Origin of the sequence: Pseudomonas sp. Irchel s3a10, assembly GCF_900187525.1 — a bacterium.
Lineage (GTDB): Bacteria > Pseudomonadota > Gammaproteobacteria > Pseudomonadales > Pseudomonadaceae > Aquipseudomonas > Aquipseudomonas koreensis_G.
In genome coordinates, this window is sequence record NZ_FYDR01000013.1 from 35,565 (window position 1) to 51,060 (window position 15,496).

Sequence of the window (15,496 nt, forward strand, 5' to 3'; positions counted from 1 at the left end):
ACCACCTCTCTTTATCGCGCTTTTCCAAGGCTCGGAAGCCTTGGTGTTGCTGCCTTTTCCACCACAGATTGGGCAGCTGTTTCGCCAGGGGTGAACAACGGATTGTTCGCCCCGGCACAGTGCCGGTGTCGATCCCGAAGATCTAGCCGGCGTTTGGGCCCTTTCAAGCCACGCGGCAAATGTATCACCACTGCATGCCGCGCGGCACTGGCAACTTACAAGGAATAATGCCATGAGCCGTATCATTCTGAGCTCTCTAGACCGGGCGCAGCGGGAAGTTCTGCCGCTCGATCTCGCGCTTTACCATGCTGCACGGGACTACCCCGGCGGTGCCGCTGCCATCGCCGCCACCACCGGCCGTAATGCGACCACACTGCAGCACAAACTTTCCCCGACCCACCCCAGTCACACGGTGAACATTCAAGAGTTCGGCGAGATTCTGGAGCTGACCAAGGATCGCCGCATTTTGGATGCGGTGCATGCGTTGGTTGGTGACACGACCTGGCAGGAGCTGGCCGAGGCGTACACCAATGACATGCCCGAGACGCTGACCACCGGTATCGCGAAATACTTTCGCGAGGTGGCGGATCTGGCGGACACCTGGGCCAAGAGCATTGGTGACGGTGTTGTTACTGATGAGGAACTGGCCGCGATTCGCCTGCAGGTGTTTCGTGGGATTCAGGGGCTGCTGGGGATGTTTAACCGTGCCACGTATGTCAACCAGACGACGCGGGGTGTTGATCGTGGCTGATATCGCTGACTTCGCTAATGACCTGGTGCAAGAGCGTATCGATCAAGCGCTCGCTGCACGCAACGCCGCCAAACCCGCTTTGGCGGCGCATTCGTTTCTGTTCTGCGAAACGTGTGATGACCCGATCCCTGAGGCCCGTCGTTTGGCGCAGCTCGGCTGCACGCAATGCGTGGGATGCCTTTCTGTCAACGAACTGAAGGGGGCTCGCCATGCTGGATGAGGTTCTGGGGCAATTCGCCGACTATGGGCTTGAGCCTGCGCAGCCATTGGTGTTCGGCAAGCTCACCCGGTGCAAGACGGCGCAGGACAAGGGCAAGGAAAAGAACGGCTGGTACATTGCCCATGAGCATCGCACCGAGAAGGGCGAGACGCTTATTTTCGGCGCGTTCGGTGACTGGCGTTCGGGTGAGTCGCAGAAGATTAAGGTCAAGGCCGGGCGGATGTCGCCGGAAGAGCGTGAGGTTATGCGCGCTCGACAGGAGGAGGCCAAGCGCCGCGCTGCAGAGATTGCGGCCAGTGCGGCACGTCGTGCAGCCAAGCGAGCGGCGGGCATGTTCAAGCGCATGCCGGAGAAGGGCCGTAGCGACTATCTGGATCGTAAGCAGATCGTCGGTATCGGTGTTCGGTATGCGCCGCGCACCGGTGCGTTCCTGGTGCCGATGTGCAACGTGCGCGACGAGATTGTCGGCCTGCAGGTGGTGTACCCAACCAAACAAGAAGACACCGCTCGGGACAAGACGTATTGGCCCTATGGGATGTCGAAGGAGGGCGCTTTTCACCTGATTGGTCCGCATCCGGATCCCGGTGAGCCGGTGTTGGTGTGTGAGGGCTATGCCACGGGCGCAAGCCTGCATATGGCGACGTCGCTGACCGTGGCCATCGCGTTTGACGCCGGCAACTTGCTGGTGGTGTGCAAGGCGATGCGTGAGCGCTTCGCCGGCTGCCCGCTGATCATTTGCCGGGACGATGACTGGAAGACCACGAAGCCCAACGGTGATGCCTGGAACCCTGGTGAAGAGAAGGCCAACAATGCTGCGCTGATCGTCGGTGGCCAGGTGGTTGCGCCGATCTTTTCCGGGGAGCGGGAGATCAAGTGGACCGACTTCAACGACCTGCATGTCGCCGAAGGTTTGGAGGCTGTGCGCCGTCAGGTGCTGGCGGTGGTCAAGCCGCCGGCCGCTGGTGGCTGGAAAGACATGCTGGCTCGAAGCGAGAGCGGCGCGTTGATTGCGCACATGCAGAACGTCGAGTTGATCCTGGCCAACGATGAGCGTTGGGCAGGGGTGATCAGTTACAGCGCGTTCAGTTCGAAGATCGTGAAGCTGCGTGCGGCGCCTTATGGCGGCGGCACGGGCGATTGGGCGGACATCGATGATGTGCGGGTGATGAAGTGGCTCGCGCAGCAGTACAACTTGCGGGTGAAGGCTTCGCATGTGATCGAGGCGGTGAGCGTGGTTGCGCATGACCATGCGTTTCATCCGGTGCGGCAGTACCTGCGCAAGCATGAGTGGGATCGCGTGCCGCGCTTGGAAAGCTGGCTCACGGATGTCATGGGCGTGAAGGCCACCGATTACTCGAGCAAGGTCGGTAAGCGCTGGATGTTGTCGGCCGTGGCGCGGGTGATGAAGCCGGGCTGCAAGGCTGACTCGGTGATGATTCTGGAGGGTGCGCAGGGCGCCGGTAAGTCGACGGCGATGAGCATCCTCGGCGGCGAGTGGTTCATGGATACGCCGTTCGCCCTCGGCGACAAGGATGGCTTTCAGGCGATCCGGGGCAAGTGGATCGTCGAGCTGGGCGAGTTGGACAGCTTCAACAAGGCCGAGAGTACCAAGGCCAAGCAGTTTTTCTCGGCGTCCACCGATACCTACCGTGAGAGTTACGGCCGTCGCACGATGGACGTGCCGCGTCAGTGCGTGTTCGTGGGGACGACGAACCAGGACGAGTACCTGAAGGACGCGACCGGTAACCGCCGTTATTGGCCGGTGGCGTGTACGAAGGTGGATCTGGAGCTGTTGCGCTCGATCCGCGATCAGCTGTGGGCCGAGGCGGTGTTCTGTTACGACGCGGGCGACCTTTGGTGGGTGACGCTGGATGAAGCGGCGATGTTCGGCGAAGAGCAGGACGAGCGCTTTGTGGTGGACGAGTGGGAAGGGCCGATTCTGACCTGGTTGGAAGAATCCCAGATCGGCGAGACCACCACCGGCAGTGAAGTGCTGACCAGTGCGTTGAAGTTGGACTTCGGGCATTGGGGTAAGCCTGAGCAGATGCGGGTCGGGGCGATCATGCATCGCTTGGGGTGGCGGCGTGTGCGGTTGCCGCCGTTGGTGAAGAGTGGTCAGCGTCCGTGGGCTTACAAGAAGCCTGCAGGTTGGGGCGGTGCTTCGGCGTTGAAGCGGGAACCGATTGAGGAGCCGTGCTTTGATTAAGGAGATCGATTCGCTGCTTCGGTTGTGGGCGCAGGAGCTGCATTCCGAACATTCGAAAGGGGGGCTCGCTGGAGGGAACATGGTTGCCATGATGATGGAAAGCAATGGGCAACTGATCCGTGGACGGCGGGCCTTTCGTGCGCCGCTGGAGAGTTCTCTCGACATCGAGCTGATCGTGACCAAGCATCTGGCGCCCGAGCTGGTGACGGTTGTGCGGGAGCATTACTGCACGCTCGACGTTGATATGCGCTTGCGTTATGCGCACTGCGGTTGTGGCCGTGACACGTACTACCAGCGTTTGCATGATGCGCATCTGCAGATCTACTGGGTGCTGATGGGGGCGGCTGCGTGACCCCTGGCATTCGTCCGGCTGTTGTTGTCCCACTGGCCCGTCTTGTCCCGCTGCGTTTTGATGCAGTGGGACAGGTGCGGGCCTTGTCGTTGTTGGGTTGTCCCACCGTCCCGCTTGGAAGTGCCTCCCGCCCGTGTGAGCGTAGCGGACGAGCAGTACGCGCTTACGCGCGAACGCGTGATCTTTAAATTTCTTCCTTTACACGAGAAAGGAGAAAGATAAGTAGGACAGTGGGGCGAAGCCCCGAATTTAGGCGCTCTCAGGTGTCCTACTTCGATTCCGAATAGTGGGACGTATGGGACACCACCGAAGCAACAGAATGCCGGGGTGGTGTATTCGCCGACATTCGCTAGGCGTTCCCCCTGCGTTCCCCACTTATTCACCGGGTGGCATTAAAACAGGGTTGCTGCCACCGGAATCGACCTGTAAAAAGTAGTCATCTTCGATAGGTGCGACCGTAGAGAGCGGTTCAAAAAACCGGCCAAATGGCCGGTTTTTTTATTTGTCGACGGTGGGAATTCGAAAGGCTGCCAGCTTTTCCTTCGTACCCTTAGGACTAGACCAGTACGCGGCAAGAGCCACGCCAATCGCTAGATAAAATACCGTGTTCCACAGGTTAGCCAGGAGCCACAAGATATCCATGCGCGTCAAAGGCGCATCACTCCTACCGAACTTGATCGTTTCCCATATCCCGCTGCCCACCACCAGCAGAACACTGGCAATTGTTGCGAGCTTGATTGCCCATGTGCGCAGCTCTAATCGCTTCTGATCTGTTAGTTGAACCCATCCGATCATTAGCGAGCCAACTACACCCACTGTGGTTACGACATCGATCAATACACTCATTGCTCTTCTCCGATCCGTTGGAAAACGTCGGATAGAGCTTCTTACATTCTGGCGTGACAGCCAAGTAACTTGGACGTGTTCCGAATCTAAAAGCCATAGGGAGCAGACATGACGAATGAGCAACAAGCACTGGCAGAGATGCCGATCTGGTTAGTGATCGTCCTGGCCCTGGTCGGCGGCGTATCGGGGGAAATGTGGCGGGCCGACAAGGATGGTGCGCGGGGCTGGGCGTTGTTGCGCCGCCTGGCGCTTCGATCCGGTGCCTGCATTGTCTGCGGGGTGTCGGCGATGATGCTGATGATCGCCGCCGGCATGACGATCTGGACGGCGGGTGCCTTGGGGTGCCTCACGGCGATGGCCGGTGCGGATGTGGCCATCGGGTTGTACGAACGCTGGGCCGCCAAGCGTCTGGGTGTCTGCGAAGTCCCGCCCGCCGGGGGCGAACAGGGGTGATGCACCGATCTGGGGCGCCGAAAACCGCCGGGGACCCTAGGGTATCTGAAGGACACGGGGTCGGAAACCCGCGGGAAACTGTTAGCCGCAGACTTCCCAGCTTACTGAAATTTCAATCATTGAAATCTTGAAAGGATTCATTGAAATACGTTGAAAAAGGAGGGCTCATGACAGAACCAACCTACCTGTCGAAGAGCGCCTTCGCGGCCCGGCTCGGCAGGTCGCCGAGTTACATCACCTGGCTGAAAGACAACAACCGTTTGGTGCTTTCGCCCAATGGCAAACAGGTTGATGTACATGCCACCGAAGCGCTGATTCGCGACACCGCCGACCCGAGCAAGGCCGCCGTTGCTGAACGCCATCAACAAGATCGGATTCAGCGCAACGTTTACAGCCAACTGTCGACCCAAACCGAGCCGACTTCCATGGCTGCGCCGCCGCTGGCGGCTCCCACGACAGACAAGCATCCGGATTTTCAGAAGGCACGCGCACACCGTGAGTTCTACTTGGCGCAGATGGCCGAGATGGAGTTTCACAAAGCACAGGGCTCAACAGTCGAGGTTACGGCAGTTCAGTCCGGGGCATACAACGCCGGTCGCATGCTTCGCGACACGTTGCTGGGTATGCCTCCGCAACTGGCTCCGGAACTGGCGGCCATGTCGGATCCATGGGAGATCGAACGACACCTGACTGCAGCATTGAGACAACGGCTTGAGGACGCCGGCCGTATGTCCTCTGAGGAATTCGGCCACACACTGGATACTAACTGGGAGGTGATAGATGAACCTGACCAGATCTGATGGAGCGACGGTGTACTGCGAGGCTTATTTCCGGGGGCTTCAACCTGACCCGGATGTGTGGGTGGACGAGTGGGCCGACGAATACATGCGTATTCCGCGTGACTCAGGTGCCGCTGAACCCGGCCAATACCGCACCTCTCGCACCCCTTACGCACGTGAGCCGATGCGCTGTTTATCGCCAGCTCACCCCTGCAAGCGCGTCGTTACGATGGTGGCTTCGCAGTTGATGAAAACCCAAATCGCCTTAAATTGGATTGGTGGCCTGATCCATATGGCACCGTCTAATATCCTGACACTGCTGCCGAGCCTTAGCCTGGCTAAGCGGGTGTCATCGAGGATCAGCAAGACCATCAAGGCCACGCCCGTTCTGCGTAAGCGAGTGGCGTCCAGTCGGTCTCGTGACTCCCGCAACACGATGGACACCAAAGAGTTTGAAGGTGGTTCACTGTACGTGACCACTGCGGGTTCCGCGGCCAACTTGGCCGAGCTCTCAGCGCGCTATGTGTACGGCGATGAGGTGGATCGTTGGGAAGTCGACGTCGGAGAGGAGGGTGATCCCATCGAGCTGGCAGAGACTCGGGGCAGTACCTTTGGCCGGAATGCCAAGTTCTACTTCTCCAGCTCACCAACGATCAAAGGTGCTTCGCGTATCAGTGATCTGTTCGAGTCCAGCGATCAACGTTACTTCTACGTGCCGTGTCCAACTTGCGGGCACAAGCAGGTACTGGAGTGGGAGCGTTTGCTCTACTCCAAGGATTACCAGCTCATTCACTACCAGTGTGCTGGGCCTGAGTGCGACGTGTTGATCGAGGAGCATCATAAGGGCTGGATGCTTGCCAATGGCGAGTGGATCGCCCATGCCGAAGGTGATGGCGAAACGGTTGGCTTTCATCTCAACGCGTTGTACTCGCCACCAGGCTGGATGGACTGGCGTACGCTTGCCAGGCAGTACGAGAAGGCCAAGCGGGCACAGGCGAAAGGCGATCTTGAACCGATGCAGGTGTTCTACAACACCCGCCTGGCCAAGGTCTGGGACAGCGCTCAAGAGCAAACCAAAGCCGATGCTCTAATGGACCGGGCACGTCTGGAAAGCTATGGCCTCGGCTCAATGCCGTCCGGTTCGCTGATGCTGACCGCCGCCGTCGACGTTCAGGCTAACCGTCTGGAGTTGATGGTCATGGGCTGGGGCGTTGGTATGGAGCGTTGGGTGATTGATCACAAGGTGATCTCAGGCGATCCCGCTGATGAGCGAACTTGGGCGGTACTTGATGACTTGCTCAAAGCTCGCTACCGGCACCCTTGCGGTGTCGGCTTGGCGATTCTTGCCACGGCTGTCGACTCCGGGGGCCACCACACCGATGAGGTCTACCAGTTCTGCCGCATGCGGCGCTGGCGCAACATCTTCGCCATCAAAGGTGCGAGCAAGCCCGGCAGGCCGGTGATTGCCCAGCGGCCCTCGATGGTCGACGTGACCTGGAAGGGTCAGACCGAGCGCCACGGCGCCGAGCTGTGGTTCGTCGGTACCGACACCGCCAAGGACTGGATCTACAACCGTTACCCGTTCCCGGATGGACCCGGCTCGCTGCATTTTGCCAACGATTTGCCGGACGACTTCTTCGCCCAATGTGTGGCAGAACGAAAGGTCGCCCGCTACGTCCGCGGCCATAAACGTGTCGAGTGGATCAAGGGCAAAGCCGAGCGCAACGAAGCACTAGACCTGATGGTGTATTGCCTGGCCATGGCGCATTACTTGGGCATTAATCGGTACCAGGAGCATGACTGGGATCGGGTGCGGCAAGCCTTGGCACAATCCGGACTGTTCGACGATGCACCGGTCCAGCCTGTCCAGGCCCCGCGTGTTGAACAAGCCCAATCTGCCGAAACAGCGCTGCCGGCTGTTTTCCGGCAAGCCCAGCTGGCACCGCCTACACCGGCAGCACCTGTCGCACCCCCGCGACCTGCTGCATCGCCGTCACAACGCCGCAGCTCTACCAGCGGTTATTTGAAGAGACGCTGATATGTCCTTTACCCAACAGCACCTCGACGTGATCGAGAAGGCCATCGCGCGCGGTGAAAAAACCGTTCGCTTTGGCGACCGCACCGTCGAGTACCGCACCATCAACGAGCTTCTGCAGGCGCGCGAAGAAATTCGCACCTCGCTGCTCAACGCTGCTGGGCCGCGTTCACGCGTGGTCCGGCTATATCACGGAGGCAAAGGACTGTAATGGCTCGTTATCCGACGCTTACCCGTAACGGATTCTTGCTGCCGTCAAATATCAAGGCCAGTTACGAAGGCGCCGGGGAGGGTCGTCGTTCCGCTGGTTGGGATGCGCCCGACAATGGCTTGAACACCATCAACACTCCGGCGCTGCGCAATCTGCGCTCCCGTTCGCGGGCCGCAGTGCGCAACGACCCGTATGCTTTCAACGTTATCGAAAAACGCGTCAGCAACCTGATCGGCACCGGCATCAACCCCCGGCCGAAGACGGACGACGACGCCCTGCGTAAGCAACTGCAGGATCTGTGGGAAGACTGGGTCGATGAGTCGGACGCCGATGACCTCACCGACTTCTACGGTCAGCAGGCGCTCGCTGCGCGCACGGTCGAAACCTCCGGCGAATGCTTTATTCGGTTGCGACCACGCAGTCTGGACGATGGTCATGCAGTGCCACTGCAATTGCAGTTGCTCGCACCGGAGTTCGTGCCGCACGACAAATTCGAAACCACTCGCGACGGCAACGTGATCCGTGCCGGCATCGAATTCAACCCGGTCGGCAAGCGCGTGGCGTACTGGATGTATCGCTCGCACCCGGGCGATCCCTCGGCATTGAATGCCGGCTACAACCAGCTTGTGCGGGTGCCCGCCACTCAGGTGCTGCACATCTTCGAGCCACTGGAGCCCGGACAGCTGCGGGGGGTGCCGCGCTTGTCGCCGGTGCTCAAACGCTTGCGCAGCCTCGACAACTACGACGACGCGGTGCTGTTTCGCCAAGAGGTCGCGAACCTGTTCGCGGGTTTTATCACCCGCCCGCCGCCTGACTCCGGTCCCATGCCGCGCGACCCGGTTACCGGTCAGCCGCTGGTGACCGACCGCGACGGCTTCACACCAATGGTCGCACTTGAGCCCGGCACTATGCAGGAGCTCGGGCCGGGCGAGGAGGTGGAGTTCTCCAAGCCGCCGGACGCGGGCAACAACTACCCGGATTTCATGCGACAGCAACTGATGGCCGCTGCTGCCGGTACCGGCACACCCTACGAGATCCTCACCGGCGACATGCGCGAGATCAACGACCGCGCGTTACGCGTTGTGCTCAACGAGTTTCGCCGTCGGCTGGAGCAGCTGCAGTTCAGCGTTTACGTGCATCAGCTGTGTCGTCCGGTTCGTGCCGCGTGGATGGACATGGCGGTGCTGTCCGGTGCACTAGTGCTGGAGGATTACGCCCAACGACGGCGCGAGTATCTACGAACGCGCTGGGTGCCGCAGGGCTGGGCCTACATCCAGCCGGTGCAGGATGTGCAGGCGCGCACGATGGAAGTCAAAGCCGGCTTCGCCTCGCGCAGCGAGATGGTGCTGCGCACCGGCTACGACGCCGAAACGGTCGATGCGGAGAACGCCGCTGATCTCGCCCGGGCCGTTCGCCTGGGCCTCAACTACAACACCCTCGACGTCATCGAGTCGCTCGACGACAAGGAGCAACCATGAGCAAACAAGCGCGACCGCGCATTTACAACAAGGCCGGCGAGCGCGTGCAGGTATCGGAAAAAAGCTGGTACGCCATGCAGGCCAACGGCGAAGCCGGGCAACGCACCATTGAGGTGTTTGTCTACGGCGAGATCGGTAATTGGGGCATCACCGCCAATCAGTTTGTCCAGGATCTGCGCGCCATGGACGACGGTGTGTCGCCCGTCGTGGCGGCGTTTAACAGCGTCGGAGGTGATCTATTCGATGGGCTGGCGATGCACAACGCACTGTCGCGGTTGGGCGAGCGTTGCACCGGCCGAGTCGATGCGCTGGCCGCGAGCGCAGCCAGCGTTGCTGTGTGTGGTGCGCACCGTGTGGTGATCGCGTCCAACGCCATGTTGATGATTCACAACCCGTGGACCTACGCCGCCGGCGATGCCGAAAGCTTTCGCAAGGTCGCCGATGTGTTGGACCAGACCATGGAAGCGATTATCGCGGCCTACAAGGCCAAAGCCCCTGACATCGACGAGCCCGAGCTGCGCCGCCTGGTGGCGGCCGAGACCTGGTTGACGGCAAACGAAGCGGTGGCCTTGGGTCTGGCCGATGAGATCGGCGATGGCGTCAAAGTCAAAGCGTGTTTGGGGCAGGGCGCCGTCCTGCAGCGTTTCCAGCATGCACCGGCCGCACTGCTGGCTCAACTGGATGAACCGACCGATCCGGAGCACGAACCCACACCGGAGCCGGCGCCGCCGATCCCGGATGACCCGCCGGCGCCGGTGACCAATGCCGCACAACTCGCGGTGCTGATCAGCCAGCGTTGCACAGCGGCGGGTATCAGCAACCTGATCGAGCCGCTGCTCGCTGTCACTAAGCTGGAAAGCGAAGCGGTGGTGCAGGTGGCGCTGACCCAGGCGAAAGCCATCAACGATTTGTGCGTCGCCGCGCGGTTACCGGAGTTCAGTGCCGAGTACGTTTCGGCCGGTCTTGATACCTCGGCGGTGCGTGCCCGGCTCTTCGACAAACTGGTAGGCAGCGGCAAAGGCTTCGAGATCGACAACAGCCTTCCGCTGGCCGATGACCCTCCGCCGAAAGTGCAGGCCAAGCAAATCGACCAGCCTTCGATCTGGTCCGCACGCCAAGCGGCGCAGACCGGCAAACGAACCTCACTTACTGGAGTTACTGCATGAATATTCAACGTGAACCGATGCACGCCGGGGAATTCCTCCTGTCCGAGGGCGCCGGCACCATTTCCCGCGAAGCAATCAACGTCGCCGCCGGCCCGGCGCTGGAGCCTGGACAGATACTCGGTCTGGTCACCGCCACCGGCGAATTCGCGCCGTATAACCCGACCGCTGAAGACGGCAGCGAGAACGCGCAGGCGATTCTCTTCGGCCCGTTGAGCACGTCCGACATTGTTCGTCGCGGGCGCGCCGTGGTGCGTCTGGCCGAGGTCAGCGAAGCACACCTGACCGGTCTGGATCTGGCCGCCGAGAAAGCGCTGGCTGCCCATAACGTGATCGTCCGTTAACGCGATCAACTTCGAATTTTCAGCCCGCCCTGTGCGGGTTTTTTGTTTTCTGGAGACTGCTTCATGGCTGACATTCAAATCTTCAACGACGAGGCATTTTCGGTGTCTTCGTTGACCGCCGCCATCAACGAACAGGAATACGTACCCGGGCGCATTGGCAGTTTGGGTCTGTTCCAGGAGGAGGGCATCACCACCCTGACAGTACAAATCGAGAAAGACGGCGACACCCTCGCCTTGGTACCGGCCGGTGAGCGCGGCACCTCCGGTCTGGTGGTTTCGGGCAGCAAGCGCAACCTGATTCCGTTCAACACCGTGCACCTGCCTGAGCGCTTCACCATCAAGGCTGACGAGATCCAGGGTATTCGCGCCTTCGGTACGCGCTCCGAGCTGCAGTCGGTGCAGGACGTCGTCAACAAACGTCTGGCCAAGGCGCGCCGCCAGCTGGACGTCACCCATGAGTTCCAGCGCCTGGGCGCACTCAACGGCAAGATCTACGACGCTGACGGCAAGACGGTACTGCTCGATCTTTATGAGCGCTTCGGTGTGCAGCGACAACGTATGCCGATGGAGTTCGCAAATCCCAAGGCAAATTTCCGCGTCAAATGTGGTGACGCGCTGGACATGCAGGAGGAGGCTCTCGGCACCGTGACGCGTAGCGGCTCGCGAGCGTTCTGCGGTAAGAACTTTTGGAATGCGATGTTGGAGCTCGAAGAGGTAAATAAGACGTATCTCAATACGCAGCAGGCGGCTTCGCTGCGTGGCGATGCCCGCGAAAGCTTCGACTACGGCGGCATCACCTGGGAGCGTTATCGCGGCAAGATCGCCGGCATGACCTTCGTGCATGACGACAAGGCGCTGCTGATTCCCGAGGGCGTCCCGGACTTGTATATCTCGGTGTTTGCACCGGCCGACTACATGGAAACGGTCAACACTGAAGGCGTGCCGTACTACAGCAAGATCGAACCCTTGCCGTTCAACAAGGGCATGGTCGGTGAGGCGCAGTCCAACCCACTGCACATATGCACTCGGCCGCTGGCGCAGATCCTGCTGGAGATGTAGTCATGGGCATTCGCGAGCTGATGGCCGATGTCGACGACGTCGTCTTCGAAACCTTGGGCGACCGCGCGCGGGTCGAGGGACGCAGTGAACCGGTGCTGGGCATGTTCTCGGCGCCCTGGTTGCAACCGCGGATAGGTCGGATGAACACCGCCATTCGTGAGCCGCGCTTCGAGGTCCGCGTCGCTGACGCCGATGGTTTGAGCAAGGGGCTGCTGGTAAGCGTTGACGTACCGGAACTGGACGGTGGTGGGGACTACGATCTGCTGCAGCTTGAACCCACCGGTGATGGCCTGGTCGCCTTGATTCTGAGAAAACGGCCATGAGTGTCGGCAGCTACTTCAAACCCTCGGCCGGCGGCGGGATGATCTCGCTGCAAACCTCAGCGGCAGACCTGAAAGCTTTTCAGGATTTTGCTGCCCTGTTGCCAAAGGCCGCCGCCGCTGCTCAGCGTCGAGCCATCAACAAAACCCTGCGATGGCTCGCCACGCAAATTGCCCGCGCCGTTGGCCGACAGGAACGCATTGCGGTCGCTGCTGTGCGGCAGCGCCTGCGGGCCTACCCGGTTAGTGGCGGTGCCAACAGCGGCAAATTGTGGTTCGGTCTGAACGCGATGGAGGCCAGTCGCATTGGTCGGCCTCGGCAGAGTCGGTCCGGTGTGTCGGTAGCCGGTCGGCGCTTTCAGGGCGCGTTCTTCAAGAAGGTCTACGGCAACAGCGCGGACGTCTGGATCCGCACAGCGAGCAAGTATTTCGACGTCAGTGACTACCCCGACAGCGATGTCAGCGGGGCGGGCGGCGCCAGTTCAGGCTGGATCGCCGAGCACGGTAGTCGTTTTCCGCTGGCGAAAGCCAAGGTATCGCTGGAGCAGGCACGGCCACACTTCGAAAGCTGGGTGCGAAAAGCTGACGAACAACTGGTGCATGTCCTGCAGCAGGAACTCAATTTCGAAGTGCAGAAGCACTTGAAGGGGAAATGACGTGACGGATGAAGTCGACGAGCCGTTCAGTCTTGAGCGGCTGTATCAAGCCATCGAGCGGCGCATTCAGGATCATTTGCCGGACCTTGAGATCGTTGCAGCTTGGCCGATCATCGAAAGCAGCATTCCACTGCCGGCGGTGCTGGTCGAACTCGCAGAAATGGAGCCAGGCGTTGACCCGGGAACGGGCGAGACAGGCCTGTCCTGCAAGTTCGAGGCGCGGGTGATTACCGATCCGATCCAGCCCGATCACCACCAACAAGCGGTGTTTATCGTCGGGCAATTGGCTGTGTTACTGCGGATGCAATCCTGGGGTGTAGAGGTCGAACCGGCCGAGTTCGTTCAGGCCATGCCGGACTGGACCAAGCCAGAGCTGGATGGCTACACGGTCTGGGTCGTGGAATGGACGCAGCAGATCTACCTTGGCGAAGCGCAATGGCCGTGGCCAGATCAGCCGCCGGGCACGCTGCTGTTTGGCGTTGATCCTGATGCGGGGCCAGCCAACCGGGACAAGTATTTTGCACCGGAGAGTCAGGCATGAGTGGTGGCTATGTGAGCGCCCAGCATGACCGCATGCTCGCTGGGCTGGTGAAGGACTGCTATGTGGTGGCGGTGGATCTCGCTGCGTCACCACCGGTGTGCCGGGTGTCCGACGGTGAATGGGTCAGTGGCTGGGTGCGCTGGCACAGCGTCGCCGCCGGCAAGGCACGGCATTGGCGGGCGCCGAGCCTCAACGAGCAGGGCACCCTGTTCAGTGCCAGTGGCGAGGTGGCGCAGGGCACATTCATTCCCGGACTTTATGGCAATGGCGGCGCGCCGCCGGACAATCGCGATCACGTCGAAGTCTGGCGTTTCGACGATGGCGGATCTCTGGTCTACGACTGGCAGACGAGCAGCTACACCATCAGCGTGCCGAGCGGCACGGTCACGATCAGGGTCGGATCAACGCTGGCCGAAGTCACTGACAATGCCGTCGCCGTGAAGTCCGGAACGATCGATCTGGAGGGCGTTGTGAACATCAAGGGCCAGGTCAACATCGACGGCCCGCTGCACGCTACCCAAAGCATCACCAGCGATGCCGACATTCTGGCCGCCGGTCAAAGTGACAATCATCACAAACACTAACTCAACATTTATTCAGCCCGCCGCGTGCGGGCTTTTTCATGCCTGGAGCTCCCATGGCCAAACATCAAGATGAATCCACTGTGCCTGAGTCCACCCCCATCAGCCCAGTGCTGATGCCCATGGCCGTGACCTTTCGCGACACGCTCTATACCTCGCGCACTGTCGTCCTGCCGGACGGCCGCACGCTCACCGTGGCGAAAAACAAGGTTACGGTCGATTGCGCCGACGATGTAGCGCTGAAAACGCTCAAAGCCCATGCCGAGTTCGAGCAACTCAAGGAGTAAACCTGATGATCGGAATGGATCGCCACACCGGGCAACCCATCTCCGGCATCGAGCATTTACGCCAGTCCGTCGGGGACATCCTCGGCACGCCATTGGTGAGTCGCCGTGAGCGTCCTGAGTACGGCAGCAAACTGCGGCGCATGGTCGACCTGCCTGTCAACGAGGGCTGGAAAAGCGCCGTGCAGGCTGAAGCCGCCCGGGCGCTGGGGCGGTGGGAGCCACGGTTGAAGCTGGAACGGGTGCGTGTGCTGTCCGTGCTGGGCGGCAAAATCAACATACAAGTCAGCGGCGAATACCTCGGTGTGCGCGGCACGTTGGAGGTGTGGGTATGAGTACCCTGGTGGATCTGTCGGAGCTGCCGGCACCGGACGTGCTGGAACCGCTGGATTTTGAAGAAGTGTATGGCGAAGCTCTCGACGTGTTTCGCGACCACATGGGCGGGAACTGGACGGCCTCTCTGGAAAGTGATCCGGTGACCAAGCTGTTGGAGGTCGCCAGCTACATCAAGCTCGGCAACCGGGCACGGGTCAACGACGCGGCCAAATCGCAACTGCTGGCCTATGCGACGGGCGCCGATCTGGATCACCTTGCGGCTAACGTCAATCTCAAGCGCCTGGTGATTCAACCTGCCGATCCGCTGGCGGTACCACCGGTCGAGGCGGTGATGGAATCACACGACGCTCTGCGCGAGCGTGTGCAATTGGCCTATGAGGGACTGACCACCGCAGGGCCGCGTAACAGCTACATCTTGCACGCACGCAACGCGTCGGCGCTGGTGGCGGATGCCACGGCGGAAAGCCCATCACCTGCCTGTGTGGATGTCACGGTGTTGGGCCTTGAAGGTGACGGTACGGCCGGCCCTGAATTGTTGAAGCTGGTTGCCACGGCGGTCAATGAGGACGACGTGCGCCCGGTGGGGGACCGCGTCACGGTACGTGGTGCACAGATCCTGCGCTACCGCGTCGACGCGGTGCTGCACATGAAAGGTACCGGACCGGAAAACGACGCCGCGCTTTCCGAGGCGATCAAGCGGCTTGAGGCCTGGATCAATCCGCGCCGCCGGTTGGGCGTCGAGGTGGCGCGCTCTGGCGTCGATGCGCAATTGCACGTTGCCGGTGTGGCTCGCGTGGAGCTGAAGGACTGGCTGGATCTCAAGCCGACCAAGGCGCAGGCGGCGTACTGCACCGGCTATTCCGTCGTGTTGGGAGGTTGAT

20 protein-coding genes are annotated in these 15,496 nt (G+C 60.8%); 19 read left to right on the forward strand and 1 reads right to left on the reverse strand.

The features are described 5' to 3' along the window. Positions 1-232 precede the first annotated feature (232 nt). Genes CKW11_RS25570 through CKW11_RS25585 form a run of 4 tightly spaced genes read left to right on the forward strand, consistent with a single transcriptional unit; the run spans position 233 to position 3,529 of the window. Positions 233-751, forward strand: a complete 519-nt coding sequence (locus CKW11_RS25570; protein WP_177440041.1) for a phage regulatory CII family protein — start codon at positions 233-235, stop codon at positions 749-751. Continuing rightward, positions 744-971 (forward strand): TraR/DksA family transcriptional regulator, encoded by a 228-nt coding sequence (locus CKW11_RS25575; RefSeq protein WP_095139963.1) that lies wholly within the window; start codon positions 744-746, stop codon positions 969-971. Before CKW11_RS25570 ends, CKW11_RS25575 begins: the two co-directional genes overlap by 8 nt. Beyond that, positions 961-3,177, forward strand: a complete 2,217-nt coding sequence (locus tag CKW11_RS25580) for a VapE domain-containing protein (protein WP_095139906.1) — start codon at positions 961-963, stop codon at positions 3,175-3,177. The genes CKW11_RS25575 and CKW11_RS25580 overlap by 11 nt, the downstream gene beginning before the upstream one ends. Next, complete coding sequence (locus CKW11_RS25585) at positions 3,170-3,529, forward strand: hypothetical protein (protein WP_083366733.1); 360 nt, start codon at positions 3,170-3,172, stop codon at positions 3,527-3,529. Before CKW11_RS25580 ends, CKW11_RS25585 begins: the two co-directional genes overlap by 8 nt. A 498-nt stretch (positions 3,530-4,027) precedes the next feature. On the opposite strand, the gene CKW11_RS25590 is transcribed toward CKW11_RS25585, so the two are convergent. Beyond that, complete coding sequence (locus CKW11_RS25590) at positions 4,028-4,375, reverse strand: hypothetical protein (RefSeq protein WP_095139907.1); 348 nt, start codon at positions 4,373-4,375, stop codon at positions 4,028-4,030. Between the two features lie 108 nt (positions 4,376-4,483). Here CKW11_RS25590 and CKW11_RS25595 point away from each other — a divergent pair, with 108 nt between their 5' ends. The 15 genes from CKW11_RS25595 to CKW11_RS25665 all read left to right on the forward strand — a co-directional run bounded on the left by CKW11_RS25595 (position 4,484) and on the right by CKW11_RS25665 (position 15,495). Further along, positions 4,484-4,828, forward strand: a complete 345-nt coding sequence (locus CKW11_RS25595; RefSeq protein ID WP_095139908.1) for a phage holin family protein — start codon at positions 4,484-4,486, stop codon at positions 4,826-4,828. A 167-nt stretch (positions 4,829-4,995) separates the two neighbouring features. Next, the gene (locus CKW11_RS25600) at positions 4,996-5,628 is read left to right on the forward strand and encodes a terminase small subunit (RefSeq protein ID WP_095139909.1); all 633 of its coding nucleotides are present in this window, start codon (positions 4,996-4,998) and stop codon (positions 5,626-5,628) included. Further along, a complete protein-coding gene (locus CKW11_RS25605) occupies positions 5,609-7,645 on the forward strand; it encodes a phage terminase large subunit family protein (protein ID WP_095139910.1) in 2,037 nt (678 codons plus the stop codon). The genes CKW11_RS25600 and CKW11_RS25605 overlap by 20 nt, the downstream gene beginning before the upstream one ends. 1 nt (position 7,646) lies before the next feature. Then, positions 7,647-7,853: a phage head-tail joining protein gene (locus tag CKW11_RS25610; protein ID WP_095139911.1), complete on the forward strand. Its 207-nt coding sequence runs from the start codon at positions 7,647-7,649 to the stop codon at positions 7,851-7,853. Then, positions 7,853-9,331 (forward strand): phage portal protein, encoded by a 1,479-nt coding sequence (locus CKW11_RS25615; protein ID WP_095139912.1) that lies wholly within the window; start codon positions 7,853-7,855, stop codon positions 9,329-9,331. Before CKW11_RS25610 ends, CKW11_RS25615 begins: the two co-directional genes overlap by 1 nt. After that, positions 9,328-10,497, forward strand: a complete 1,170-nt coding sequence (locus CKW11_RS25620; protein WP_095139913.1) for a head maturation protease, ClpP-related — start codon at positions 9,328-9,330, stop codon at positions 10,495-10,497. The genes CKW11_RS25615 and CKW11_RS25620 overlap by 4 nt, the downstream gene beginning before the upstream one ends. Beyond that, positions 10,494-10,838, forward strand: a complete 345-nt coding sequence (locus tag CKW11_RS25625; RefSeq protein WP_095139914.1) for a head decoration protein — start codon at positions 10,494-10,496, stop codon at positions 10,836-10,838. The genes CKW11_RS25620 and CKW11_RS25625 overlap by 4 nt, the downstream gene beginning before the upstream one ends. A 63-nt stretch (positions 10,839-10,901) precedes the next feature. Further along, positions 10,902-11,897, forward strand: a complete 996-nt coding sequence (locus CKW11_RS25630; protein ID WP_095139915.1) for a major capsid protein — start codon at positions 10,902-10,904, stop codon at positions 11,895-11,897. Positions 11,898-11,899: 2 nt separating this feature from the next. Beyond that, positions 11,900-12,220: a hypothetical protein gene (locus tag CKW11_RS25635; protein WP_095139916.1), complete on the forward strand. Its 321-nt coding sequence runs from the start codon at positions 11,900-11,902 to the stop codon at positions 12,218-12,220. Continuing rightward, on the forward strand, positions 12,217-12,873 hold the full coding sequence (locus tag CKW11_RS25640) for a hypothetical protein (RefSeq protein ID WP_095139917.1): 657 nt from the start codon (positions 12,217-12,219) through the stop codon (positions 12,871-12,873). Before CKW11_RS25635 ends, CKW11_RS25640 begins: the two co-directional genes overlap by 4 nt. Before the next feature lies 1 nt (position 12,874). Beyond that, positions 12,875-13,414, forward strand: a complete 540-nt coding sequence (locus tag CKW11_RS25645) for a hypothetical protein (RefSeq protein ID WP_095139918.1) — start codon at positions 12,875-12,877, stop codon at positions 13,412-13,414. Next, positions 13,411-13,998, forward strand: a complete 588-nt coding sequence (locus tag CKW11_RS25650; protein ID WP_095139919.1) for a phage baseplate assembly protein V — start codon at positions 13,411-13,413, stop codon at positions 13,996-13,998. The genes CKW11_RS25645 and CKW11_RS25650 overlap by 4 nt, the downstream gene beginning before the upstream one ends. Positions 13,999-14,051: 53 nt before the next feature. Beyond that, positions 14,052-14,282, forward strand: coding sequence for a hypothetical protein (locus CKW11_RS25655; protein WP_095139920.1), 231 nt, complete (start codon positions 14,052-14,054; stop codon positions 14,280-14,282). A gap of 5 nt (positions 14,283-14,287) precedes the next feature. Further along, entirely contained in the window at positions 14,288-14,614 is a 327-nt protein-coding gene (locus tag CKW11_RS25660) for a GPW/gp25 family protein (protein ID WP_085701155.1), read from the forward strand. Continuing rightward, complete coding sequence (locus CKW11_RS25665) at positions 14,611-15,495, forward strand: baseplate J/gp47 family protein (protein ID WP_095139921.1); 885 nt, start codon at positions 14,611-14,613, stop codon at positions 15,493-15,495. The genes CKW11_RS25660 and CKW11_RS25665 overlap by 4 nt, the downstream gene beginning before the upstream one ends. The last annotated feature ends 1 nt before the right edge of the window (position 15,496 follow it).

What these genes read in the sequence shown, in the direction of transcription:
- CKW11_RS25570 (WP_177440041.1), top strand. Translation starts at nt 233, where the DNA reads ATGAGCCGTATCATTCTGAGCTCTCTAGACCGGGCGCAGCGGGAAGTT.
- CKW11_RS25580 (WP_095139906.1), top strand. Translation starts at nt 961, where the DNA reads ATGCTGGATGAGGTTCTGGGGCAATTCGCCGACTATGGGCTTGAGCCT.
- CKW11_RS25590 (WP_095139907.1), bottom strand. Translation starts at nt 4,375, where the DNA reads ATGAGTGTATTGATCGATGTCGTAACCACAGTGGGTGTAGTTGGCTCG.
- CKW11_RS25595 (WP_095139908.1), top strand. Translation starts at nt 4,484, where the DNA reads ATGACGAATGAGCAACAAGCACTGGCAGAGATGCCGATCTGGTTAGTG.
- CKW11_RS25600 (WP_095139909.1), top strand. Translation starts at nt 4,996, where the DNA reads ATGACAGAACCAACCTACCTGTCGAAGAGCGCCTTCGCGGCCCGGCTC.
- CKW11_RS25605 (WP_095139910.1), top strand. Translation starts at nt 5,609, where the DNA reads ATGAACCTGACCAGATCTGATGGAGCGACGGTGTACTGCGAGGCTTAT.
- CKW11_RS25610 (WP_095139911.1), top strand. Translation starts at nt 7,647, where the DNA reads ATGTCCTTTACCCAACAGCACCTCGACGTGATCGAGAAGGCCATCGCG.
- CKW11_RS25615 (WP_095139912.1), top strand. Translation starts at nt 7,853, where the DNA reads ATGGCTCGTTATCCGACGCTTACCCGTAACGGATTCTTGCTGCCGTCA.
- CKW11_RS25620 (WP_095139913.1), top strand. Translation starts at nt 9,328, where the DNA reads ATGAGCAAACAAGCGCGACCGCGCATTTACAACAAGGCCGGCGAGCGC.
- CKW11_RS25625 (WP_095139914.1), top strand. Translation starts at nt 10,494, where the DNA reads ATGAATATTCAACGTGAACCGATGCACGCCGGGGAATTCCTCCTGTCC.
- CKW11_RS25630 (WP_095139915.1), top strand. Translation starts at nt 10,902, where the DNA reads ATGGCTGACATTCAAATCTTCAACGACGAGGCATTTTCGGTGTCTTCG.
- CKW11_RS25635 (WP_095139916.1), top strand. Translation starts at nt 11,900, where the DNA reads ATGGGCATTCGCGAGCTGATGGCCGATGTCGACGACGTCGTCTTCGAA.
- CKW11_RS25640 (WP_095139917.1), top strand. Translation starts at nt 12,217, where the DNA reads ATGAGTGTCGGCAGCTACTTCAAACCCTCGGCCGGCGGCGGGATGATC.
- CKW11_RS25650 (WP_095139919.1), top strand. Translation starts at nt 13,411, where the DNA reads ATGAGTGGTGGCTATGTGAGCGCCCAGCATGACCGCATGCTCGCTGGG.
- CKW11_RS25655 (WP_095139920.1), top strand. Translation starts at nt 14,052, where the DNA reads ATGGCCAAACATCAAGATGAATCCACTGTGCCTGAGTCCACCCCCATC.
- CKW11_RS25660 (WP_085701155.1), top strand. Translation starts at nt 14,288, where the DNA reads ATGATCGGAATGGATCGCCACACCGGGCAACCCATCTCCGGCATCGAG.
- CKW11_RS25665 (WP_095139921.1), top strand. Translation starts at nt 14,611, where the DNA reads ATGAGTACCCTGGTGGATCTGTCGGAGCTGCCGGCACCGGACGTGCTG.